This window comes from Mesorhizobium sp. B2-8-1 (assembly GCF_006440955.1).
GTDB lineage: Bacteria > Pseudomonadota > Alphaproteobacteria > Rhizobiales > Rhizobiaceae > Mesorhizobium.
The window spans coordinates 402,998-424,090 of record NZ_VFTX01000004.1; the positions used below are offsets into that span (position 1 = coordinate 402,998).

A 21,093-nucleotide genomic window follows, 5' to 3' on the forward strand; every position below is an offset into this window, starting at 1 on the left:
GATCGTGTTTCGGCCAAACGAGGAATCATGATCTAAACCAGCGGTTTACCAAGAAACCTTGTGGACAATTTTTGGCGGGATATCGCCACGGTCTTACCGCATTTCGGCTTCAATAAGCGATGATTAACCATTAGGATCGATATTCGGATGTGACAACGACACGTCCGTTTGGGCAAATCCGGGGACAAACGGCAGCCTGCAAGGCCTTTTGATTTGAACAGAATCGAACGACACACAAACGGGCGGCACTATCATTTGAGCGTCTGGCCGAAGTGGCTGGCGGCCATGATTGTCGCATTTGGTTTTCTTGCCGCTGCCGCAACCGGCGCCAGCGCCGAAGTCCGTTCTCTGAAGCTCTACCACCTCCACACGCACGAGAAGGCGGAGATCGTCTACAAGCGCAACGGCCGTTACGATCAGGCCGGGCTGAGGAAGATCAACATCATCCTGCGCGACTGGCGCCGCAACGAGCCGACCAAGATGGACCCGCGCCTGCTGGACCTGGTCTGGGAAGCCTATCGGGAAAGCGGCGCCACCGACTATATCCAGGTGGTTTGCGGCTATCGCTCGCCGTCGACGAACTCGATGCTGCGCAGCCGCAGCAAGGGCGTCGCCGAGAAGAGCCAGCACATGCTCGGCAAGGCGATGGACTTCTACATTCCGGGCGTGCCGCTGAAGAAGCTGCGCAATATCGGGCTCAAGATGCAGGGCGGCGGCGTCGGCTACTATCCGAGATCCGGTTCGCCGTTCGTCCACATGGACGTCGGCAATGTGCGCCATTGGCCCGGCATCAGCCGACAGGAGCTGGTGAGCCTGTTCCCGAACGGCAAGACGCTGCACGTGCCGAGCGACGGCCGGCCGCTGCCCGGCTTTGAGCAGGCGCTTGCCTCATACAAGGCACGCAAGGGTTCCGGCGGCGCCGCCATCGAGCTGGCCAGCGCCGGCGGCGGTTCCAAGAGGTCCGGCGGACTGCTGGCTGCCTTTTTCGGCGGCGGCGACGACGAGGCCGACGACAGCGCCGATGTCGCATCCGCGGAGCCGGCGCCCAAGCCGAGAAGCGTGAAGCCGGCACCGGCGAGCACCGCCAAGAGCGACACCCTGCCGGGGATCGCGATCGTGGCGCCCGAGAACGCCAAGCGCGCCGAGATCCCGCAGGTCGCCGAGGAGCAGGCTCCGGAGCCGGAAAAGGATACGCCCGAGACCATCATCGCGGCGTTGCCGGCACGCAGCATCCCGCTGCCCGATTTCGCGCCGCGGCCGAAAGTCGATGTCGGCGCGCAGCCGCCTGAAAATGTTCCCTTCGGCATGGCGGATGCGACGGCCAGCACCGAACAGGCCGTGGCAACCGTGCAGACGCCGGCGAATATGCCTTTCGGCAAGGCTGATCCCTCGGCTGTTGCCGCCGATGCAACGCAGGTTGCCGCCAACAACATACCTTTGCCGACATGGCGCCCCGAACACACGTTGCCGGCGGTGCTGGCGCCTGCGCCCAGCAAGGATGTGCTGATGGCGCTGGCCGAGACGGCCGAGCGTGGCAAGACCGCGACCGATGCCTTCTCGGTGCTGCCGAGCGCGCGGCCGGATATGACCAATATCGATGCGGCCAAGCCCGATGCGGTCAAGCCCGATGCGGTCAAGGCCGTGCTCGACGAGGCCGAGGCGCTTCCCGTGCAGGCTGACTATTATCGGGTTGCGTCGTTGTCCGAGCCTCGTTCGGCTTTCAACGACCCGTCCGGCGTCGATGCCGCATCGCCGCGCGAGGCCGTCGTCGCCCGCGCTGCCGGTTCCGATCCGGTCGCCGCGATCGGCGCCGGCGTGAAGACGACCCGCAAGGAGGCCAGAGCCACCGCCCGCGACCTGAAACCCGGTCCCAAGGCCATCGTGGTTGCCGCCGCACCGCAGGCCGCCCGCTGGGCGCTGACCAGCGGCGAGAATGTCGCGACGGTTTCGAGCGCCACGACGGCGCCGGGCTACGCCTACAACGTGGTCCACACGCCGCCGAGCGAGGTCTACACGGCCGGCTTCCAGCAGGGCGACCAGATGGCGGATGCCAACCGTTTCACCGGCAATGCCGTAAAATTCCTGTCCGTCGCGCGCTTCCAGACGAAGTAAAGACCGGGCATTCCGAAAGCCGCGCCGGGCAACCGGCGCGGCTTTTTTTGTGTGTGCCGGCTGTGTGCGGGCACAACCGGCATGCATGAAGCCGGCCCCGGGCCTGCGGGATCACGGGTGCCTGAACTTCTCGTGAAAACGTAAAAGCCGCCTATTTCCCGGCTAGAATGGCTGCGTTCCAACCCGGGGATAACCATGAAGAAGATTCTATTGGCATCCGTCCTGGCGCTGGTGGCGGCATCGGCGGCTATTGCGCCCTCGCAAGCCGAAACCGTGATCATCAAAAATGGCAAGCATCACTGCCGGACCAAGGTGGTCACGCATTGGAAGCATCACCACAAGGTGGTCGAGAAGGTCAGGGTCTGCAACTGACCGCCAAGGCTGACTGCCATGGCACCAAACTAGCCCGATCGGCGCAAGCCGGTCGGGCTTTTTCGTGCCGCCGGGATGGTTCAGTCGATATCCAGCGCGGCCGCTTCGCCCCGCGCCAGAAGCCGCGCGGCATCGCGTGCAGGCGGCAACCCGAACTGACGCGCATATTCCCGGCTGAACTGTGACGCGCTTTCATAGCCCACGGTAAAGGCAACCTGCGCGGCGTTTCCCGGCTGGGCCAGCAGCAGGTGGCGGGCCTCCAACAGGCGGACCTGCTTCTGGTACTGGATCGGGCTCATCGCCGTCGCCGCCTTGAAGTGGCGATGAAACGCAGCGCTGCTCATATTGGCGAGCTCGGCCAACCGCCGCACTTCGATAGGCTCGTCATAGTGAGCCCGGATCCAGGCGGTCGCCCGGCGGATCTGTGACAAGCGGCTGTCGGCGCCGGCGAGCTGGCGCAACTTCGCGCCTTGCGGGCCTTGCAACAGGCGAAACAATATCTCGCGCTCGAGCAGGGGAGCGAGCACGGGAATCTCGGCAGGCCTGTCGAGCAGCCGCAGCATCCGGCGCCACGCGTCGAGCAGGTCGTCATTGGCCAGGTAGGTCATGAAATCGTCGCCACCGACGGCCGGCTCGTGCTCGATGAGCAGGGCTGCGATCGCCTTGACATCGAGGGCGAAGCCGATGGCCACATAGGGATGCGCGGTGCTCGCCTCGATCAGCTGGCTGGTGGCGGGTGTCTCGACTGCGTAGACGAAATAGCTGCCGGCTTGATAACGAAGCGTACGCTCGCCGATCAGCACCGATTTCGTGCCTTGCAGCACGAACAGCGCCGTCGGCTGACAAAGCTCGGGCATAGGCGGCGTCGGGACCTCGCTGCGGCCGACCGTAACGCGAGGGATCGCCGTCCTTGTCCGCCGTCCATGCGCATGGCGGGCGGCGATGGCGATCAATTCCAGCAGCGCCTCTCTCATCGTTCCAGCATTGCCGATCCGCGTGGGCCGCGCAACCAGGTGAGAGGATCGGGCAAGAGCAAGAGAGTTTTCGGCGCGCGAGGCGGGCGGCAATCCGCCATCTCTAAGGCGCGTCGCGTTTGGCGGCGTGTTTTGGGCCTTTGTTTTATGCATGTCGTTTTCCCGGACCGGGCCACTTCCAGGCGACAGGCATCAGGCCTCCACAAAGGAGATTTGGATATGACGACATCGAAGCGCGCACTGGTGACCGGCGCCAACAAGGGCATCGGCCTGGAGACCGCACGGCGCCTGGCGGCGACAGGATTCAAGGTCTGGCTCGGCGCCCGCGACGCCGAACGCGGCGCCGCGGCGGCGCAGGCGCTGCGCAACGAAGGGCTCGACGTCGAGTGGCTCGAACTCGACGTCGTCGATGACGAAAGCGCGGCGGTCGCCGCCAGGACCGTCGCGGCGCGGGTAGCCAGCCTCGACGTGCTGGTCAACAATGCCGGCATTGCTCCTGGATATGTCGACGCGCTCGGCTCGAACGGGCGGTATGAGTTGCCGCCGAGCCGGGAGAATATCGCCGACATCAAGGCCACCTATGATGTCAACGTCTTCGGCCCGGTCCGCGTCACCCAGGCATTCCTGCCGCTTCTGCTGGCATCGCCCGCCGGCCGCATCGTCATGGTGAGCAGCTATATCGGCTCGATCGCCCGCGCGCAGGACGCAACGGGCGAAAACCAGTCGCCCAACATAATGGGCTATGGCAGCTCCAAGACGGCGCTCAATGCCATCACGGTGGCGTTCGCCAGGGAACTCGCGCCGCGCGGCATCAAGGTGAACGCCGCTGCTCCCGGCTACACCGCGACCGATCTCAACGGGCACAGGGGCGGTCGCACGGTGCGGCAGGCAGCCGAGATCATCGTGCGCCTGGCGACGCTGGATGCCGATGGTCCGACTGCCGGCTATTTCGACGAGAATGGCCCGCTGCGCTGGTGAACGCGAAAGCGCTTATCCGGTGAGCTTGCTCGCGGCGCGTGCGAGAGCTTCGATCTCGTCCCACCTGCCGGCCTTGACCATGTCGTCGGGGGCAACCCAGGAGCCGCCGACGCAGATAACATTGGGCAGGCTGAGATAGTCGGCCGCGTTCTTGCCGGTGATACCGCCGGTCGGGCAGAATTTCACGTCGGCGAGCGGCGAGGCGAATGCCTTCAGCGAGGCGATGCCGCCGGACTGCTCGGCCGGGAAGAACTTCAGGAAGCGCAGCCCGGCTTCGCGCGCGGCCATGATCTCGCCGGGGGTGATGGCGCCGGGCAGCAGCGGAACCTCGCTGTCGGCGGCGCCGGCCAGAAGCTCGCGGGTTATGCCCGGGCTGACGATGAATTGCGAGCCGGCGGCGGCCGCCTCGTTAAACTGGCGCGCATCCAGAATGGTGCCGGCACCGACGATGGCTTCCTCGACCTCGCCCGCCACGCGCCGGATCGCTTCCAGCGCATCCGCGGTCCTGAGCGTGATCTCGATCGCCGGCAGGCCGCCGCGCGCCAAAGCGCGGGCCAACGGCACCGCATTAGCAACATCAGCGATCTTCAACACCGGGATGACCGGCTGACCGTTGAGCAACGACAGGAGTTTTTCGGTCTTGCTGGGCATCTTCTTCTCCATATCGTTGTCAATTCAACCGATTAGCAGACGGGTATTTTCCTGTCCACGCAACCGGGCGTGTCGTGATGTCACGCACGCCGGGTAGCTTACGGGCTCTTCCGGAACAGGGCCTGACAGGCCGTCAAACCCGTTTCACCTTGAAACGGCTTTTACGAGCGTCTAGTTGCTCTGGCAATGACACCGTCCGCGCCATCCCAGCCTGTCCGCGTCGCCGCGCTCTACAAATTTGCCCGGCTCGACGCCTTCCAGGCGCTGCGAGCGCCACTGGCTGCCTTCTGCTGTGGGCGCGGCATCAGGGGTACGCTGCTTCTGGCGCATGAAGGCATCAACGGCACGGTCGCCGGCAGCGATGCGGCGATTGCCGAACTGATCGAACATCTCGAAGCCATCGACGGGCTGTCCGGCCTCGAGGTGAAATACAGCAGCGCCGCGCAAACGCCCTTCCACCGCATGAAGGTGCGGCTGAAGCGCGAGATCGTCACCATGGGTGTCGAAGACATCGACCCGGCGAAGAGTGCCGGCACCTATGTCGCGCCGGCCGATTGGAACGCGCTGATTTCCCAACCCGACACGATCGTCATCGACACGCGCAACGCCTACGAAGTGTCGATCGGCACCTTCAAGGGCGCCATCGATCCGGCGACCGCGAGCTTTCGCGAATTCCCGGCCTGGGTGGAAGAGCACCGCGCGGAACTGGAAGGCCGCAAGGTCGCCATGTTCTGCACTGGCGGCATACGCTGCGAAAAGGCGACGGCCTATGTCAGGTCGCTCGGCTTCGAGGAGGTGTTCCATCTCAAGGGCGGCATCCTGAAATATCTCGAAGAGGTACCGGCCGAAGACAGCCTGTGGCAAGGCGAATGCTTCGTCTTCGACGAACGGGTTTCGGTGTCGCACGGCCTCGCCGAGGGCGATGCCGAGCTGTGCCGCGCCTGCCGGCATCCACTGACCTTGGACGAGCTGACATCGCCGAAATTTGCCGCCGGCGTCTCCTGCCCGCATTGTTTCGACGCTCGGTCGGACGACGACCGCCAGCGCTATGCCGAGCGCCAGCGGCAGGTCGAGCTGGCGCAGGCGCGGGGCAGGGGACCGCATATCGGGTCCTGATCAAGGCGCCTGGGCCGGGGCAAAGCGGCCGCCCGTCATTGCAATGCCAGGTTTCGGGACCTACGTCTTCGGCGTTCGAAACCTGCCCGTTCGGCCGGGCAATCCTGGAGGCATTGATGTTCGATCCCAAGAAGCTTCTCGACGATCTGCTCGGCTCGCAAATTCCCGGCACCGGCGGCACGGTCCGCGACAAGGCCGGACAGGCGGTGCAGATGGCCAAGGACAATCCTCTTGCGGCGGGCGCGCTGGCCGCGGTGCTGCTTGGAACCGGCGCCGGGCGCCAGGTCACCGGTGCCGCCGTCAAGCTCGGCGGGTTGGCAGCGATCGGTGGCCTCGCCTACAAGGCCTACCAGAATTACAAGGCCGGCAATGCACCCGAGCAGGCGCCGGCGGCCGGCGAACCGGAATTGCTGCCGCCGCCGAAGGACACTGCCTTCCACCCGTCGCAAGCGCCGCAGGGCGAGGACGAATTCACGCTGACCCTGGTGCGGGCGATGATCTCGGCGGCCAAGGCCGACGGCCATGTCGACGACGAGGAGCGCAAGAAGATCGCCGGCAAGCTGAGCCTCGCGGGGATCGGTTCCGATGCGGAAAAATTCCTGATGGCGGAGCTGGAGAGCCCGATCGACCTAGACACGCTGGTGGCCGGCGCCAAGACCGACGCGCAGAAGCTTGAGCTCTACACCGCGTCGCGCCTTACAATCGATCCCGACACACGCGCCGAGCGCGGCTATCTCGATCTCCTCGCGGGCCGGCTCGGCCTGCCGGATGCGCTGATCGACCATGTCGAGGCAACGGTTTCGGCGGTCAAAGTGCCGGCTGCCAAGGCCGGGACCTCACCCAATCCACGCTGGTAGGCCAAAACGGAACAGGCGGGCCTTCGTGGCGTTAACCTCTCGTTAACCCAGGAAGCGCATGTTTCTAGACAGTCGGATCGGCTTTCCTCCTCCCAAGTCCGGTCCAGATCAGGGCGGTCGCCAATGACCGCCCTTTTTGTCGGCCCTCCGGGTTTCTCCCAAAAACGAATTGCACTTTCGGCACCCGGCCAGGCTCCGAACCTTTGATAGGAATTTTTTCCTTGACTGGGTGAAGGCAACTATGGTAGATATTTGGTTATGGTGCTGAGTTGCGCCAGGGACCCGCCGCACAGGCGGGTTTTCCGTTCAATGCTCCCTCGACAGCGCGCGGTCGAAGGCCCGAAGAGACCTGTCAGCTTGGATTCGTTGCCCTGGATACCAGTGTCCCGCTTGCCATCGCCGCCGTCATTTGCGATGCCTTTTGTCCCTGGACCACCTGAAAATCAGTCGAGCAAAACGCGGCGCAGCCGGAGGATATCTGCCATGACCGAAAAAACCGCCATCGTCACCGGCGCCGGCACGGGCATCGGCAAGAGCGTCGCCACCGCGCTGCTCAAAGCCGGCTGGAACACCGTGTTCTGCGGACGCCGGAAGGCGCTGCTGGACGAGGCGATCGCCGCGGCCGAGCAGACGGATGCCAAGGCACTGGCTGTCGCCTGCGACATCAGCAAGCCCGGCGAGGTCGATGATTTGTTCGAGACGGTGGCGGAGGCGTTCGGCCGCGTCGACCTGCTCTTCAACAATGCCGGCATGGGCTACAAGTCGGCGCCGATCGACGAGATCCCGGTCGAGGTGTGGAACGATATTGTGGGCGTAAATCTCACCGGTTCGTTCCTGTGCGCCCGCGCGGCCTTCCGCGCCATGCGCAAGCAGAAACCGATGGGCGGCCGCATCATCAACAACGGCTCCATTTCGGCCTACGCGCCGCGCCCGGGATCGGTGCCCTATACCGCGACCAAGCATGCCATCACCGGGCTGACCAAGACGCTGGCGCTCGACGGCCGCCCCTACGACATTGCCTGCGGCCAGATCGACATCGGCAACGCTCTAACCGACATGGCGCAACCGATGACGGTCGGCGTGCCACAGGCCAACGGCTCCATTGCCGCCGAAGCGGTGATGGACGTCCAGCACGTGGCCGACGCCGTCGTCCACATGGCCAGCCTGCCGCTCGAGGCCAATGTGCTGTTCATGACCGTGATGGCGACCAAGATGCCGTTCGTGGGCAGAGGCTGACCAAGCCTTTATTTTTGCGCAATTCCGAAGGGAAAGCGCTACTCGCTTTTCCCGGAATTGCTTTAGGCCCCCGCCAGCGCCACGCCCGGCAGATAGAGCGCGATCGGGCGGATCTCGTAGACGGCGGTCGGGTTGACGCGGCGCAGATCGCGCGCGATGGCGATCGCGTCATCGCGCTTGGCGCAATCGACGACATAGAGGCCGAGAAGCTGTTCCTTGGTCTCGGCGAAGGGGCCGTCGATGACGATCCCGTCGCCGGGTCCGCGCAAGGTGCAGGCCGACTGGGTCGCTCCAAGCCGCGCCGAGGGGCCGAGGCTGCCGTTCGCATAGAGCCCGTCGTGGATCTTGAGCAGGTCGGTCATCAGTGCCGCATCTTCCTGCGGCGTCAGTGCCTTGATCGCGTCTTCCACGTGATAGGCAAGAATTGCATAAAACATCGAGGCACCCCATTTCGATCCTGATCCGACGATCGTAGCGGCTCCCCGCACGCAGGCACAGTCTTTGGCCATGCGCCTCCCGACGCATCATGACATTGCCATGCCGCCAGCGGCAATCGATGCGGACTCGCGGCGAACGCCGGAGGCCTCACTTGGCCAGGAACGCTCCGATCCTGTCCAGCGCGCGCAAAATGTTCTCCTCGGAATTGGCGTAGGAGAGCCTGACATAGCCCTCGCCGAGAATGCCGAAATCGGGGCCGCCGATCAGTGCCACGCCGGCGTCGTCAAGCAGGGCGGAGGCGAGTTTCTTCGCCTTCCAGCCGGTCTTCGACACGTTGGGGAAGGCATAGAAGGCGCCCTTGGGCGTGATGCAGGATATGTTTGGCAGGGCGTTCAGTCCCTCGACCACGATCTTCCTGCGGCGGTCGAAGGCGCGCATCATCTTGTCGACGTCGTCCTGTGGGCCGTCGATGGCCGCGATGCCGGCAAACTGGCTCGGCGCGTTGACGCAGGACCAGCAATTGACCGCCAGCTTGCGCACCTTGTCGTAGAGATGGGCGCCCTTGTCGCCGTTCGGCCAGATCGACCAGCCCATGCGCCAACCGGTCATCGCCCAGGTCTTCGACCAGCCGTTGAGCACGATCAGCCGGTCGCGGATTTCGGGAAACCCGAGCAGCGAGCAGTGTTTTTCGCCGTCATAGGTCATCACGTCGTAGATTTCGTCGGAAAGGATGGCCACCCGCGGATGTGCCTCCAGTCCCTTGACCAACTTCTCGATCTCGGCGCGCGGTGTGACGCCGCCGGTCGGGTTGGCCGGCGAGTTGAGGATCAGGAGCCGCGTCTTAGAGGTGATCAGCGCCAGCGTCTCCTCGGCCGAGAAGGCAAAGCCGTTCTCCTCGCGCATCGGCACGGGGATGGGTGCCGCACCGGTGAACTCGATCATAGAGCGATAGATGGGAAAGCCGGGATCGGGATAGAGGATCTCGGCGCCGGGCTCGCCGAACATCAGGATGGCGGCGAACATGGTCGGCTTGCCGCCGGGCAGGATCATCACCGCCTCGGGCGATACCTCGACCCCGGTCGTGGTCAGCGTGCGGCGCACCACCGCCTCGCGCGTCGCCAACAGGCCGTTCGCCGGCGTGTAGCCGTGGTGGCCGTCGCGCAGCGCCTTGATCGCCGCCTCGACAATGTGCTGCGGCGTCTTGAAGTCGGGCTGGCCGATGCCGAGATTGACGATGTCGCGGCCTTGTTGGGCGAGTGCCGTGGCCCTCGCGAGCACGGCGAAGGCGTTTTCCTCGCCGAGACGATCGAAGGCCGAAATCGTGTGGAGCATTTTTCCCGTCCGTGTGGTTCTTGCTATGCGGTTGCGTTTTTGTGAGCTTCGGCCCGCAAAAGTCAAACGGATTGGAGCTTTCGGTGTCGGAAAATCTCAAGGACTGGCAACCGCGTCCGCGCCCGGAGCGCAAGGTGCTGGAGGGCCGCTATGTCAGGCTTGAGCCGCTGAGCGCCGCGAAGCATGGCGATGGCCTCTATGAAGCGTCTTCCGTGGCCGACGTCGATGGCCGCTTCGCCTGGCTGCCCGACTATCCGCCGGAAACCCGCGCCGCCTTCCAGCCTTGGCTGGACAAGGTGGAGGCGAGCGAGGATCCGCTGTTCTTCGCCGTCATCGACAAACCGAGCGGCAAGGTCGCCGGGCGCCAGACGTTGATGCGCATCGATCCGGCCTATGGCGTCATCGAGATCGGCAACATCTATTGGGGGCCGCTCATCGCGCGCAAGCCGGCGGCGACGGAAGCGCAGTTCCTGTTCATGAAATACATTTTCGACGAGCTCGGCTATCGCCGCTACGAATGGAAATGCAACAACCGCAACGAGCCGTCGAAGCGCGCCGCGGAACGGTTCGGCTTCAAGTTCGAGGGCGTTTTCCGCCAGCACCTGATCGTCAAGGGTGAAAACCGCGACACCGCATGGTATTCGATCATCGACAAGGAATGGCCGGCCTTGCGCAAAGCCTACGAGGCGTGGCTCGATCCGGCCAATTTCGACGGTGCCGGCCAGCAGAAACGACGGCTCGAGGATTTTCGCGCGGAATTCGGCGCTTGAGCTGAATCCGGGCATGGGAGTTTGCCATTGGCGCACAGTGACGACGACAGCCGGCACGACGACAGCCGGCACGACCACAGCGGGCACGGCTACAGCGGGCACGGCCACAGCGCGCATAGTCATGGCTCGACCGACAAGAAGCGCGTTTTGATCGCGGCCTGCCTGACGGCGGGCTTCATGGTGGCGGAGGCGCTTGGCGGTCTTTTCACCGGCTCGCTGGCGCTGCTGGCCGATGCCGGCCACATGCTCGCCGACGCCATTGCGCTCGGCCTTGCCTGGTACGCGTTTCATCTTGCGGACCGGCCGGCGACCGTCCGCCTGACCTATGGCTTCGGCCGGGTCAAGACGCTGGTGGCCTACACCAACGGCATCGCCATCTTCGTCATCGCGCTGTGGATCGTCTACGAGGCGTGGGAGCGCCTGCAGACGCCGGCGCCGGTGCTGGGCGGGCCGATGCTGGTGGTGGCGATCCTCGGCCTGCTGGTCAACATCGGCTCCTTCCTGGTGCTGCATGGCGGCGACCGTGAGAGCCTCAACATGCGCGGCGCCATCCTGCATGTGCTCGGCGACCTGCTCGGCTCGGCCGCGGCAATCGTGGCGGCGATCGTCATTCTGGCCACCGGCTGGACCCCGATCGATCCGATCCTGTCGGTGCTGGTCTCGCTGCTGATCCTGTCCACGGCATGGTCGCTGATGCGCGCGGCCGCCCACGTCCTGCTCGAAGGGGTGCCGCCGAGCCTCGACCGGGACCTGATCGCCAGCGACATCGCGACGACGGTCCAGGGGGTGCGCGAGGTGCACCACATGCATATCTGGTCGATCGACGGCACCAGCAGCATGGCGACGCTGCATGCATGCCTCAACGAGGGCGTGGACGCGCACAAGGCGGTCAGCGCGATCAAGAAGCGGCTTGCGTCGGAGCATGGCATCAGCCATGCCACGGTGGAACCTGAATTCGGCCAGTGCGCCGACGACGGCGACGAGCACGACCATGGTCATGACCATGATCACCACCAGGGGCATGACGCGGCTTTGCATCATGGCCATCATCACTGACGCAGGGAATCCAAGCGCCTTGAATCCGAGCTCGACGACCCCTGGCCACGCAGGGACAGCATAATGGATCGCGATAGCAAGAACGCCGCCATCGCCGCGCTGTCGATCATGCTGCTGTTCGGCATTGCCGTTTATTTCCTGCCAAACATCATGCTGGCCCTCGGCGATCTGTCGACCGTGCTGGCCGGCATCTTCGGCACCGCGTTCGTGCTGGCGTTTTTCTTGGTGTTCTGGCTGCGCGCGCGCAGCCAACGCAAAAATCAGAGCAAATAAGGGAAGTTCGACATGCGCATTCTGATCACGGGCGCCGCCGGCATGGTCGGCCGCAAGCTCATTGCACGGCTGGCAAAGGACGGCAGGCTGCGCGGCCAGAAGATCACCGCGCTCGACCTACACGACATCGTACCGCCACAGGCGCCGGCCATCGATGGCGTCAGCATCCACAGCCATACCGGCGATCTCGCCGAGGCGGGCGCCGCCGAGAGGCTGGTCGCGTCGCGACCCGACGTCGTGTTCCATCTCGCCGGCATCGTGTCGGGCGAGGCGGAAGCCAATTTCGATCTCGGCTACCGCGTCAATCTCGACGGCACGCGCGCCTTGTTCGATGCCATCCGCCTGGCTGGGTTTGCGCCGCGCGTCGTGTTCACCTCGTCGATCGCGGTGTTCGGTGCGCCGTTCCCGGACGTCATTCCCGATGAATTCCACACGACGCCGCTGACCTCCTACGGCACGCAGAAGCAGATGAGCGAGGCGCTGCTGGCCGACTATTCCAGGCGCGGCTTCTTCGACGGCATCGGCATCCGGCTGCCGACCATCTGCGTGCGGCCGGGCAAGCCGAACAAGGCGGCCTCCGGCTTCTTCTCCGGCATCATCCGCGAGCCGCTGAACGGTCAGGAGGCGATCCTGCCGGTGCCGCGCACCGTCGTCCATACCCACGCCAGCCCACGCTCGGCGGTGAATTTCCTGATCCATGCGGCCGGGATCGACGGCGCCGCCGTCGGGCCGCGCCGCAACCTGACGATGCCAGGCGTCGCCGTCACTGTCGGCGAGCAGATCGAGGCGCTGGAACGCATCGCCGGGCCGAAGGCGGTGAGCCTGATCCGCGAGGAGCCGGACGAGACGATCTGGGCGATCGTCAAGGGCTGGCCGACGCGGTTCGAGGCGCGGCGGTCAAGGGAACTCGGTTTCAGCGCCGAGAAGAGTTTTGACGAGATTATCCGCGCTCATATCGAGGATGAACTGGGCGGCAAGGTGTATTGATATTCAGGTGATGCCGGCCTGCGAACGGCTGATACCTGCGCTTCCGGTGCTCACGTACTTTAAGTACGCTCCGCTTCGGTTCTCGATATCAACCGTTCTCGGCGCGGCCTGACCTGAACCTCAACACACCTTCGGGCGCTACTTCCGGATCAAACGCCGCCCGTCAGGCTCGCCGACAGCAGCAGCAGTCCGAACAGGAACACGAAGGCGGCGCCGCCGATCTCGACGATCGAATGGATGCGGTTGCCCATGCGGCCGTCGCCGGCGAAATACACCGCCCAGTTCTTTGCGGTCACCGCGATCGTGGCCAGCGCCGAGACGGTTATGGCGGTGCCGATCGACATCGCCAGCACCGACAGCAGGCCGCCGAGCCACAGGCCATTGAGCAGGGCGAAGCTGAGCACGATCAGCGCGCCGGAGCAGGGGCGGATACCGACCGCGGCCACCGCCGTCCAGGCGGTGCGCCAGTCGAAGCGGTCGCCGGACAGCAGCGCCGGATCTGGCGCATGCGAGTGGCCGCAGGTCTCGCAGACCTCGCCCGCCGCGTGCGCGTGATCGTGCGCGCCATGATCGTGGTGATGGTCATGCGCGCCGTGGTCATGATGATCGTGCGAATGCTCATGCCCGTGGTCATGATGATCATGCTGATGCAGCGCGTGCGCCGAATGGCTGTGAGCGGCATGCGAATGGCCCGCATGGGAATGCCCCGCGTGAGCCGCCGACAGGCTGTAGGCGGGACCTCTGCCGAACAGGCGCAGGACGGAGGGGCCGAGCTTGCGCCACAGCAGCCAGGCGCCGAACAGGGTGACGAAGACGAAGCTCATGATCTCCATGAACCAGGCCGCGTCGGTCATCGAGACGGCGGTGCCGCGCAGGACGAAATAGGCGACTGCCATGACCGCGACCGCGGTCAGGCCCTGCAGCAGGGCCGAGACAAACGACAACAGGATGCCACGCCGCAGCGCCACTTCGTTGGCGACCATGTAGGACGAGATCACCGCCTTGCCGTGGCCGGGGCCGGCGGCGTGGAAAATGCCGTAGGCGAAGGACAGGCCGATGAGCACCCAGAGCTTGCTGTTGTCCTGGCGCATCGCCTTCATCGCCGTGGCGAGCGCGCGATAGAATTCCTGCTGCCGCAGATTGATCCACATCAGGATGTGGGCGAACGGGCCGGTGGTCGGCGCCATGCCATCGTTGACGCCGATGCCAAGCGAGCTCTGGGCATGAGCCGAGCCGGCGAAATGCACCATCGCGAAGCTGATGGCCAACAGGCCGAATGCCAAACGCAGGGACGGTCTCATCACCGGGTTCATCCTTCTGGCTGACAGGTCAGTTCGAGCTTGGTGGCAAAGATCTTGCTCATGTCGGTGCCTGTCGGGTCGTTGAAGAAGGCGTCCGTCAGGGTCTTCTGGTTTTCCTTGATGGCCTCATCCGGGTCGGGGCGGACCACCTTGTCGGTGCAGTTCGGGGGCAGGCCCTCGACCGTGATGTTGGCGTCCTCGGTGAAATCGATCGCCGTGTAGAAGGTCGGATCGTAGACGCCGATATCGATCTTGCCGGCGAGCTTGATCGGCGCCTTCGGTTCGGACTCGAACAGGATGATCAGCTGGTCGTTGTCGAAATTGGCCATCAGATGCGGCGGCGGCGTCATCGGCACGTCCTTGCCGTCCTGGGTGACGAGCTGGAAGTAGTTGAATTCGGCCAGCGAGGCGTGGACCGTGTCGGCGACCTCCTTCAACTCCTTGTCGTCAAGCTTCAGGTCGGAATTCTTGTCGAACTCCATCATGACAGTACTGGAAAACAGATCGTCGAAGCGCCAGAGATGGCGCAGCGCTTTCACGCTTTGGTGATCCGGGGAGAGGATCACGTCGAGGCGGGCCTCGGCGAAAACGTGCGGATGCACCTCGGCCGGTCCAACGGCGGCCAATGTCGCCGCCAGGGCCGAAGCCAGCATGATTGCGTGCCGTCTCAGATGCATTCGCGGTCGCGATTCCCTTGGCTTCGGAGAGAAGTGGACAGTTACCAGAAAGGGGGCGAAAATGGGACCGCGCCGCAATTGAAGGCGGTCATGCGGTTTCGCGCGTCCTGAACCACTGGACCAGGAAATCGACGAAGACACGCACCTTGGCGGGCAAATAGCGCCGGTGCGGATAGACGGCGAAAATGCCGGCACCCGACAGGGTGCGGTCATCCAGCACCGTCACCAGCCGGCCGCTCGCAATATCCGGCACGGCGATGAAATCCGGCAGGATGGCAAATCCCAACCCCGACAGGGCAGCAGCCCGCGCCGCCATCGGGCTGTTGACTTCGATCGGGCCGGAGACCGAGACGCTCACCGTATCCTCGCCGTCTCCCTTGAATTGCCAGTTGTTCAAGCCGCGGCCATTGGTGTCGACGATGCAGGGCATGCGGCCGAGATCCTGCGCCCGTACCGGCATGCCATGTTTTGCGATGAGTTCGGGAGATGCGCACAGCCGTGTCGAAAACGGCGCCAGACGCCTGGCGATCAGCGACGAGTTCTCCAGGCGCGAGATGCGCACCGCGAGATCGAAACCTTCCTCGACGAGGTCGACGAAGCGGTCGTCCAGCTGGATGTCGAGCACGATGTCGGGATATTGCTTGGCGAAGTCGATCAGCGACTGGCCGATCGGCGCGTCGGCGAAGGTGCGCGGCGCAGACAGTTTGATCCTGCCGCGCACGTCGCCGGAGGATTCGCGCACGGCGTCGGCAAGACTGTCGACCTCGCGCACGATCTCGGAGGCGCGGCGATAATAGGTGTGGCCGGCCTCGGTCATCGAGAACTGGCGGGTGGTGCGGTTGAGCAGCAGCGCGCCGAGCTCGTCCTCCAGCTCGCGCACATATTTCGACAGCAGCGCCTTGGAGCGGCCGATCTTGCGCGCCGCCGCCGAAAAGCCCTCGGCCTCGACCACGTCGATGAAGGCGCGCATGCGGGTCAGTGTGTCCATGAATCAGGCCTTTCGTGCGGCGTCGAGATTTCGGCCGAGCCGTATCAGGGCAATGTCGCCGCCGGAAGGGCCAGCGACAGGCCGGCCCACCGGTATCTTGCGAGGGTGCAGAAGGGGGTCGAGAGGGTCGTGCGTGCCTGTCATCGTTCGATATCCGGATACGGTGAAACCAACATTGTTCGATGCCGGAATTTTTACAACCTGCGATACGATTTTTATTGATTGTGAATCTCTCTGCCCCTATATCGCGCTTGCCCAAAGTCGCACGTGCCTGTGGGTGTCCGCCGATCCTCTGAATGGTGAGGGAAATCGGTAAGGTAACTGGAGCCAACCCCTCCAGTCGGTTTAGCGGCCAACCGCCAGACCGAGGACACCTTGAAGCAACGACGGTGCGGGCCTTTCTGGTTCTCTGCCGGTTGTCCAAAGACCGGGGTTACTGAAGAGGCACACCATCATTGCCGGCAGTGCGGAACGGGGTTCTCCCAATCCAAGCCAAGGCAGACAAAGCGAACCGAAGCCGGGCAAGGCCAAGGTTCATCGCCGCGAGACGGCGTTTCATGGTTCCGGGGTCTCCACCGGCTGGTTCCATGGATTTCCGTCCCGCCTTTGTCCACCGCGTGTTCGCGAGGCCGACAGCCCGCGTCCGCACCCTTGTGCGCGCCGAAAGGCGTGATGGAGAAACCCGATGGCCACGCAGCGCATCCTCGACTTCCTCGCCACCCGACGTCCGACCGGTCCTTGCCTCGTCGTCGACCTTGATGTCGTGCGCGACAATTTCCGTGCCTTCGAGAAGGCGCTGCCCGATTCCAGGATCTACTATGCGGTGAAAGCAAACCCGGCGCCGGAAATCCTGCGCCTCCTTGCTGCGATGGGCTCGTCCTTCGACACCGCTTCCGTTGCCGAAGTCGAGATGGCGATGGACGCCGGTGCGCCGGCGGACCGCATCTCCTTCGGCAACACCATCAAGAAGGAGCGCGACATCGCGCGCGCCTACCAGCTCGGCATCAAGCTGTTCGCCGTCGATTGCGTCGAGGAGGTCGAGAAGATCGCCCGCGCCGCTCCAGGCGCCCGCGTGTTCTGCCGCGTGCTGACCGATGGCGAGGGCGCCGAATGGCCGCTGTCGCGCAAGTTCGGCTGCGTGCCGGCGATGGCCGTCGACGTGCTGCGCCATGCCAAGGCGCTCGGGCTCGACGCCTATGGCGTGTCGTTCCATGTCGGCTCGCAGCAGACCGACCTGACGGCCTGGGATCGCGCGCTGGCCGACGCCAAGACCGTGTTTTCGACGCTCGCCGAGGAAGGCATCGTCTTGAAGATGGTCAATATGGGCGGCGGCTTCCCGACGCGCTACCTGCGCGACGTGCCGGCGGCCCAGGCTTACGGCCAGGCCATCTTCTCGGCGCTGCGCAAGCATTTCGGCAACGCCATTCCCGAGACCATCATCGAGCCGGGCCGCGGCATGGTCGGCAATGCCGGCGTCATCAAGTCGGAAGTCGTGCTGATCTCGAAGAAGGCGGACAACGACAATGTGCGCTGGGTGTTCCTCGATATCGGCAAATTCGGCGGCCTGGCCGAGACGATGGACGAGGCGATCCGCTATCCCCTAGTGACCGCGCATGACGGCTCAGAAACCGCGCCTTGCGTGCTCGCCGGCCCGACCTGCGATTCGGCCGACGTGATGTATGAGAAGACGCCCTATCCGCTGCCTCTGTCGCTGACCATCGGCGACGAGGTGCTGATCGAAGGCACCGGGGCCTACACGACCACCTATTCGGCGGTCGCCTTCAACGGTTTCGAGCCTCTCCGATCCTACGTGATCTGACGGTCGAAAGAACCGTCGGATCATCCCAGGTGGGCGTTTGTCGCCCATCCGGGCTCGCCTGTGGAACAGTCTCCGCTCGTGAAGGGAGCGCGGAAATGGACATTGCAAATTTCGTTGTCGAAGGCGCTGCGCGCGACATCTCCCCCTTTGAGGGGGAGATGGTCACGAAGTGGCCGGAGGGGTTTGTCTCAGCCGCCTCGACGTCTCTTGGACCGCATGGGGCTAGCGCTTCACGCGCGGCGACCCCCTCTGTCGCCTTCGGCGACATCTCCCCCTCGAGGGGGGAGAGTGCCCGTGCTTTCGCCATCGTTGCCGAAACGCCTGATGACATCGTGGCGCGGGAGGCGTTGCTCGATGCCGCCATGGGGCCGAAGCGCAAGACGAAGTCGTCGGAGAAGCTGCGGCGGGGCCGGCGGCCCTCCGAAGGCCTGGCTTTCGTCGCGCGCGACGCATCGGGCGCCGTGATGGGCACGGTGCGGCTCTGGGACGTCACGCTGGGCGAGGGCGGTCCGGCAGCACTGTTGCTTGGGCCCCTGGCGGTCGCCCCTTCGCTCAAGAGTGCCGGCATCGGCTCGGCGCTGATGCGCCATGCGGTCGCCGAAGCCGCGCGTCTCGGCCACGCGGCGATCCTGCTGGTCGGCGACGCGCCCTATTACGGCCGCTTCGGCTTCTCGGCCGCAAAGACCGGTTCGCTGGCCATGCCGGGCCCGTATGAGCGGCATCGGCTGCTCGCGGTGGAACTGGTGGAGGGCGCGCTCGACGGCGTCCATGGCACGCTGAAGGCCGCGGGGCGCAAGCTGAAGGCGCAGGCGCTGGCGGCCTGAGGCGCTGAGCCCCAAACGAACGAAAAACGCCGCCCGAAACGGCGGCGTTTTCGTTCCGAGGACAGTCTCGGCGGTCTTCTGTCTCAGCCGATCAACTGGCTGAGCGCCATGGCGACAGACATGTCGCCTTCGACCTTTATCTTGCCGGTCATGAACGCCATGGTCGGGTTGAGATCGCCCGATATCAGCGAGTCCAGATCGTCGAGCGAGAGCTTGATGGTACAGTCGGCGGGGCCGTCGGCGGTCGAGACATCGGCGCCGTCGATGACGATGACGCCATCGCTGCCGGTGTCGAATTTCACGGAACGATCGAACCCGCTGCTGGCCACGCGCGACCTGATCTTGTCGGCAATCTCCTGAACGCTCACGCTGTTCTCCTGTCTGGTTGCATCTGCCTGTTCGGTTGCATCTGCTTGTCTGCTTGCATCTGTGGCGCCCCGGCATGATCCGCCCGAAACCCATGCATCTTCGCGGCCACGGTCGCTGCCGCATATAGCTTTGGATTGACGTTTACGTCAATGCGAATTGCAGGGCCTGGTTCTATCGCCGCACCGGGCGAGGGACCGGATCACCGTGCCTGGCCAGTGGCATGCCGGGGGCTCAATGCGACTTGAAGGCCTTGGTCATCTCGGACGCCGTGGCGCCGGCTTCCTGCCGGCGGCGCAGCCAGTTGTCGCGAATCTCATCCTTGCTCAGGAAATTGACCTGATCGACCAGAACCTCATGCACCAGTGTGGCGCCGACGCGTGTGTTGACGGTATCGCGGATCGCGGCGCGGAAGGCGTCGAGGTCGATCGTCTCCTTCTTGGTGAAGTCGATCTGCGGATTGGAATAGAGGTAGGAATAGACCTGATCGGTGATCAGCGCCTCGGCCGGGATCGACAGTTTCTTGATCTGCTCGGGTTCGACCGTGTAGACCAACTTGGTCAGGAAATAACCGTCGATCCTGGCGTTGCGGATCAGCGGCACCGAGATGACCTCGGTCTTGACGTAGTCCAGTCCGCCCAGCATCGGCTTCGGCTTTTCGCCGACGCCGCGGTCGCCGGCGGCCTGGAACGAATAGAACACCGCGCCGAGCGTGGCGACGCAGATCCAGACCGCGATGGCGATGACCTTGACCATTCAGGCACCCGAGCCGGCGACCACCGCGCGCTAACCGCGCGCCCGGCCGAATTCGCCGGCGGAATAAGTGCCGTCGGTTTCGGCGCGCTGGATGGCGGTGCGCAACAGGCCTGCGACCTCGTTGACGGCGCTCAGATGCGCCAGGATCGCCGCCTCGTTCTTCGCCAGCTTCTGGCGAAGCCGGACAAGACCTTCGCGGTGCTGTTCGAGGAACTCGGCTTCGCTGCCACCGCGCATGGCACGGGTCAGTTCATAGAGATAGCGGCTCTTGCGCGCGTTCGATGCCTTGAGGTCGTAGCCGGTGTCGCTGCGCAGCCCGGCCGTTTCTTGCTCGACGACTTCCTCGATGCGGCCGATGATGGCGGCAAGGTTTCCGGGCCGCGCGAGTGCGACCGGGGCTTCCGATGTGGCCGTGCGCGCCGGCAGGTTGGCGGTGAATTCCGAAAAGTCGGCCATGGCGTTTCCCAGTCTAGATCTTGATGTCTGTCTTTGTGGTCGTTTCATCGCCGGTCATGGACCTGGCGGCCTTGCGCTGCAGTTCCTGGACGAGCGAGGTGGACAGACGGCTCTGCCGGTCGATCTCGGTCTTTTCAGGCCCGCCGGAGACTGGGCCGATCGGCACCTTGCGCTTGCCTTCGAGATAATGGTCGGCGAGCAGCGATTTGGCGATGCCGATGCCGCCGCGCTCGGCCATGACGTCGGCGACGCGCTCGGCGAGCTGCGATTTCCACATGTCGCCGGCCAGGCCCTTGCCGTACACGCCCTCGGTGTCCTTGGGCATCATGTTCTGGATGAAGGTCTGGAGCACCATGGCTTCGAATTTCTTGAACTTCTTGGATGGATCGGCCGCCATGGCCTGGTCGGCGGTGGCGCGCGACAGCATCGTCCCGGCCGAAGCGGCCTCGACCGAAAAGCTGCCGGCAACGCCGCCCGCATGCCTGGTCAGTGCGGCGCGCGCGGCCGCGAGATCCGCCGGCTCGGCTGCTCGGACAACATCCATCACGATGTCGCTGGGTGGAGAGATCGCCAAGAAAGTCGGCCTTTTATCGGTTTTCCTTGGCCAGACCATGCCTCAACAAGCTTGTGGCAGGCTTGCGGGCGGAGGAAGGAAGGCCAGGGTTCTCTGTATCCAGCCGCGTAGCCAGAGTTTCAACAACGCATGTCGCGTAAAAAGTGGCTTCCGGTTTTGGGAGAACGACCTGCAGAAAGC

Annotated in this window: 23 protein-coding genes; 12 read left to right on the forward strand and 11 right to left on the reverse strand. The window is 64.5% G+C overall.

All coding sequences use genetic code 11. The annotated features are described in order from the left end of the window. The first annotated feature begins 285 nt into the window (after nt 1–285). Nucleotides 286–2,112: a DUF882 domain-containing protein gene (locus FJ428_RS13770; protein ID WP_181167291.1), complete on the forward strand. Its 1,827-nt coding sequence runs from the start codon at nt 286–288 to the stop codon at nt 2,110–2,112. A 195-nt stretch (nt 2,113–2,307) separates the two neighbouring features. Next, nucleotides 2,308–2,484, forward strand: a complete 177-nt coding sequence (locus FJ428_RS13775) for a hypothetical protein (protein WP_140560312.1) — start codon at nt 2,308–2,310, stop codon at nt 2,482–2,484. 80 nt (nt 2,485–2,564) lie between these two features. Here FJ428_RS13775 and FJ428_RS13780 read toward each other — a convergent pair whose 3' ends face one another. Continuing rightward, nucleotides 2,565–3,458 carry an AraC family transcriptional regulator gene (locus FJ428_RS13780; protein ID WP_140879615.1) on the reverse strand — a complete coding sequence of 298 codons (894 nt, stop codon included), beginning with the start codon at nt 3,456–3,458 and terminating at the stop codon, nt 2,565–2,567. A gap of 219 nt (nt 3,459–3,677) precedes the next feature. Here FJ428_RS13780 and FJ428_RS13785 point away from each other — a divergent pair, with 219 nt between their 5' ends. Continuing rightward, nucleotides 3,678–4,436: an SDR family oxidoreductase gene (locus FJ428_RS13785; RefSeq protein ID WP_140879575.1), complete on the forward strand. Its 759-nt coding sequence runs from the start codon at nt 3,678–3,680 to the stop codon at nt 4,434–4,436. Between the two features lie 12 nt (nt 4,437–4,448). Here FJ428_RS13785 and FJ428_RS13790 read toward each other — a convergent pair whose 3' ends face one another. Beyond that, nucleotides 4,449–5,087 (reverse strand): 2-dehydro-3-deoxy-phosphogluconate aldolase, encoded by a 639-nt coding sequence (locus tag FJ428_RS13790; protein ID WP_140879576.1) that lies wholly within the window; start codon nt 5,085–5,087, stop codon nt 4,449–4,451. 186 nt (nt 5,088–5,273) lie between these two features. Here FJ428_RS13790 and FJ428_RS13795 point away from each other — a divergent pair, with 186 nt between their 5' ends. From FJ428_RS13795 to FJ428_RS13805, 3 genes are all read left to right on the forward strand, one after another. After that, nucleotides 5,274–6,203 carry a rhodanese-related sulfurtransferase gene (locus FJ428_RS13795; protein ID WP_140879577.1) on the forward strand — a complete coding sequence of 310 codons (930 nt, stop codon included), beginning with the start codon at nt 5,274–5,276 and terminating at the stop codon, nt 6,201–6,203. A gap of 116 nt (nt 6,204–6,319) precedes the next feature. Further along, nucleotides 6,320–7,060, forward strand: a complete 741-nt coding sequence (locus FJ428_RS13800) for a tellurite resistance TerB family protein (protein ID WP_140496264.1) — start codon at nt 6,320–6,322, stop codon at nt 7,058–7,060. A 483-nt stretch (nt 7,061–7,543) separates the two neighbouring features. After that, a complete protein-coding gene (locus tag FJ428_RS13805) occupies nt 7,544–8,296 on the forward strand; it encodes an SDR family oxidoreductase (RefSeq protein WP_140513668.1) in 753 nt (250 codons plus the stop codon). A 62-nt stretch (nt 8,297–8,358) separates the two neighbouring features. Here the strand turns inward: FJ428_RS13805 and FJ428_RS13810 are convergent, their stop codons facing one another. Both FJ428_RS13810 and FJ428_RS13815 read right to left on the reverse strand, forming a co-directional pair. Then, nucleotides 8,359–8,733, reverse strand: coding sequence for a YciI family protein (locus tag FJ428_RS13810; RefSeq protein WP_140496262.1), 375 nt, complete (start codon nt 8,731–8,733; stop codon nt 8,359–8,361). Nucleotides 8,734–8,881: 148 nt separating this feature from the next. After that, the gene (locus FJ428_RS13815; protein WP_140496261.1) at nt 8,882–10,066 is read right to left on the reverse strand and encodes a pyridoxal phosphate-dependent aminotransferase; all 1,185 of its coding nucleotides are present in this window, start codon (nt 10,064–10,066) and stop codon (nt 8,882–8,884) included. 83 nt (nt 10,067–10,149) lie between these two features. Between FJ428_RS13815 and FJ428_RS13820 the strand changes: the two genes are divergently transcribed. The 4 genes from FJ428_RS13820 to denD are packed head-to-tail and all read left to right on the forward strand — an operon-like array spanning nt 10,150 to nt 13,152. Further along, complete coding sequence (locus tag FJ428_RS13820) at nt 10,150–10,836, forward strand: GNAT family protein (RefSeq protein ID WP_140522370.1); 687 nt, start codon at nt 10,150–10,152, stop codon at nt 10,834–10,836. Between the two features lie 27 nt (nt 10,837–10,863). Next, nucleotides 10,864–11,892: a cation diffusion facilitator family transporter gene (locus tag FJ428_RS13825; protein WP_140624303.1), complete on the forward strand. Its 1,029-nt coding sequence runs from the start codon at nt 10,864–10,866 to the stop codon at nt 11,890–11,892. Between the two features lie 60 nt (nt 11,893–11,952). Continuing rightward, on the forward strand, nt 11,953–12,165 hold the full coding sequence (locus FJ428_RS13830; protein ID WP_140879578.1) for a SoxR reducing system RseC family protein: 213 nt from the start codon (nt 11,953–11,955) through the stop codon (nt 12,163–12,165). A 12-nt stretch (nt 12,166–12,177) separates the two neighbouring features. After that, entirely contained in the window at nt 12,178–13,152 is a 975-nt protein-coding gene (gene denD / locus FJ428_RS13835) for a D-erythronate dehydrogenase (protein ID WP_140496257.1), read from the forward strand. Between the two features lie 149 nt (nt 13,153–13,301). Here the strand turns inward: denD and FJ428_RS13840 are convergent, their stop codons facing one another. From FJ428_RS13840 to FJ428_RS13850, 3 genes are all read right to left on the reverse strand, one after another. Continuing rightward, nucleotides 13,302–14,465 carry a nickel/cobalt transporter gene (locus tag FJ428_RS13840; RefSeq protein WP_140879579.1) on the reverse strand — a complete coding sequence of 388 codons (1,164 nt, stop codon included), beginning with the start codon at nt 14,463–14,465 and terminating at the stop codon, nt 13,302–13,304. Beyond that, complete coding sequence (locus FJ428_RS13845) at nt 14,462–15,130, reverse strand: DUF1007 family protein (RefSeq protein ID WP_140496255.1); 669 nt, start codon at nt 15,128–15,130, stop codon at nt 14,462–14,464. The genes FJ428_RS13840 and FJ428_RS13845 overlap by 4 nt, the downstream gene beginning before the upstream one ends. A gap of 88 nt (nt 15,131–15,218) precedes the next feature. Further along, a complete protein-coding gene (locus tag FJ428_RS13850) occupies nt 15,219–16,118 on the reverse strand; it encodes a LysR family transcriptional regulator (protein ID WP_140496254.1) in 900 nt (299 codons plus the stop codon). A gap of 685 nt (nt 16,119–16,803) precedes the next feature. On the opposite strand from FJ428_RS13850, the gene odc2 reads away from it, so the two are divergent. Both odc2 and FJ428_RS13860 read left to right on the forward strand, forming a co-directional pair. Beyond that, nucleotides 16,804–17,937: an ornithine/lysine decarboxylase gene (gene odc2, locus FJ428_RS13855; protein WP_140496253.1), complete on the forward strand. Its 1,134-nt coding sequence runs from the start codon at nt 16,804–16,806 to the stop codon at nt 17,935–17,937. A 266-nt stretch (nt 17,938–18,203) separates the two neighbouring features. After that, nucleotides 18,204–18,761 (forward strand): N-acetyltransferase, encoded by a 558-nt coding sequence (locus tag FJ428_RS13860; protein ID WP_224518913.1) that lies wholly within the window; start codon nt 18,204–18,206, stop codon nt 18,759–18,761. 83 nt (nt 18,762–18,844) lie between these two features. Here FJ428_RS13860 and FJ428_RS13865 read toward each other — a convergent pair whose 3' ends face one another. The 4 genes from FJ428_RS13865 to FJ428_RS13880 all read right to left on the reverse strand — a co-directional run bounded on the left by FJ428_RS13865 (nt 18,845) and on the right by FJ428_RS13880 (nt 20,952). Next, on the reverse strand, nt 18,845–19,129 hold the full coding sequence (locus FJ428_RS13865) for an SCP2 sterol-binding domain-containing protein (protein WP_140496252.1): 285 nt from the start codon (nt 19,127–19,129) through the stop codon (nt 18,845–18,847). Between the two features lie 232 nt (nt 19,130–19,361). Further along, a complete protein-coding gene (locus tag FJ428_RS13870; protein WP_140513659.1) occupies nt 19,362–19,883 on the reverse strand; it encodes a hypothetical protein in 522 nt (173 codons plus the stop codon). 30 nt (nt 19,884–19,913) lie between these two features. Then, nucleotides 19,914–20,339, reverse strand: a complete 426-nt coding sequence (locus FJ428_RS13875; RefSeq protein ID WP_140496250.1) for a hypothetical protein — start codon at nt 20,337–20,339, stop codon at nt 19,914–19,916. A 13-nt stretch (nt 20,340–20,352) separates the two neighbouring features. Beyond that, complete coding sequence (locus FJ428_RS13880) at nt 20,353–20,952, reverse strand: rod-binding protein (protein ID WP_181167292.1); 600 nt, start codon at nt 20,950–20,952, stop codon at nt 20,353–20,355. Nucleotides 20,953–21,093 lie beyond the last annotated feature (141 nt).

What these genes read in the sequence shown, in the direction of transcription:
- FJ428_RS13770 (WP_181167291.1), top strand. Translation starts at nt 286, where the DNA reads ATGATTGTCGCATTTGGTTTTCTTGCCGCTGCCGCAACCGGCGCCAGC.
- FJ428_RS13775 (WP_140560312.1), top strand. Translation starts at nt 2,308, where the DNA reads ATGAAGAAGATTCTATTGGCATCCGTCCTGGCGCTGGTGGCGGCATCG.
- FJ428_RS13780 (WP_140879615.1), bottom strand. Translation starts at nt 3,458, where the DNA reads ATGAGAGAGGCGCTGCTGGAATTGATCGCCATCGCCGCCCGCCATGCG.
- FJ428_RS13785 (WP_140879575.1), top strand. Translation starts at nt 3,678, where the DNA reads ATGACGACATCGAAGCGCGCACTGGTGACCGGCGCCAACAAGGGCATC.
- FJ428_RS13790 (WP_140879576.1), bottom strand. Translation starts at nt 5,087, where the DNA reads ATGCCCAGCAAGACCGAAAAACTCCTGTCGTTGCTCAACGGTCAGCCG.
- FJ428_RS13795 (WP_140879577.1), top strand. Translation starts at nt 5,274, where the DNA reads ATGACACCGTCCGCGCCATCCCAGCCTGTCCGCGTCGCCGCGCTCTAC.
- FJ428_RS13800 (WP_140496264.1), top strand. Translation starts at nt 6,320, where the DNA reads ATGTTCGATCCCAAGAAGCTTCTCGACGATCTGCTCGGCTCGCAAATT.
- FJ428_RS13805 (WP_140513668.1), top strand. Translation starts at nt 7,544, where the DNA reads ATGACCGAAAAAACCGCCATCGTCACCGGCGCCGGCACGGGCATCGGC.
- FJ428_RS13810 (WP_140496262.1), bottom strand. Translation starts at nt 8,733, where the DNA reads ATGTTTTATGCAATTCTTGCCTATCACGTGGAAGACGCGATCAAGGCA.
- FJ428_RS13815 (WP_140496261.1), bottom strand. Translation starts at nt 10,066, where the DNA reads ATGCTCCACACGATTTCGGCCTTCGATCGTCTCGGCGAGGAAAACGCC.
- denD (WP_140496257.1), top strand. Translation starts at nt 12,178, where the DNA reads ATGCGCATTCTGATCACGGGCGCCGCCGGCATGGTCGGCCGCAAGCTC.
- FJ428_RS13840 (WP_140879579.1), bottom strand. Translation starts at nt 14,465, where the DNA reads ATGAACCCGGTGATGAGACCGTCCCTGCGTTTGGCATTCGGCCTGTTG.
- FJ428_RS13845 (WP_140496255.1), bottom strand. Translation starts at nt 15,130, where the DNA reads ATGCATCTGAGACGGCACGCAATCATGCTGGCTTCGGCCCTGGCGGCG.
- FJ428_RS13850 (WP_140496254.1), bottom strand. Translation starts at nt 16,118, where the DNA reads ATGGACACACTGACCCGCATGCGCGCCTTCATCGACGTGGTCGAGGCC.
- odc2 (WP_140496253.1), top strand. Translation starts at nt 16,804, where the DNA reads ATGGCCACGCAGCGCATCCTCGACTTCCTCGCCACCCGACGTCCGACC.
- FJ428_RS13870 (WP_140513659.1), bottom strand. Translation starts at nt 19,883, where the DNA reads ATGGTCAAGGTCATCGCCATCGCGGTCTGGATCTGCGTCGCCACGCTC.
- FJ428_RS13875 (WP_140496250.1), bottom strand. Translation starts at nt 20,339, where the DNA reads ATGGCCGACTTTTCGGAATTCACCGCCAACCTGCCGGCGCGCACGGCC.
- FJ428_RS13880 (WP_181167292.1), bottom strand. Translation starts at nt 20,952, where the DNA reads ATGGTCTGGCCAAGGAAAACCGATAAAAGGCCGACTTTCTTGGCGATC.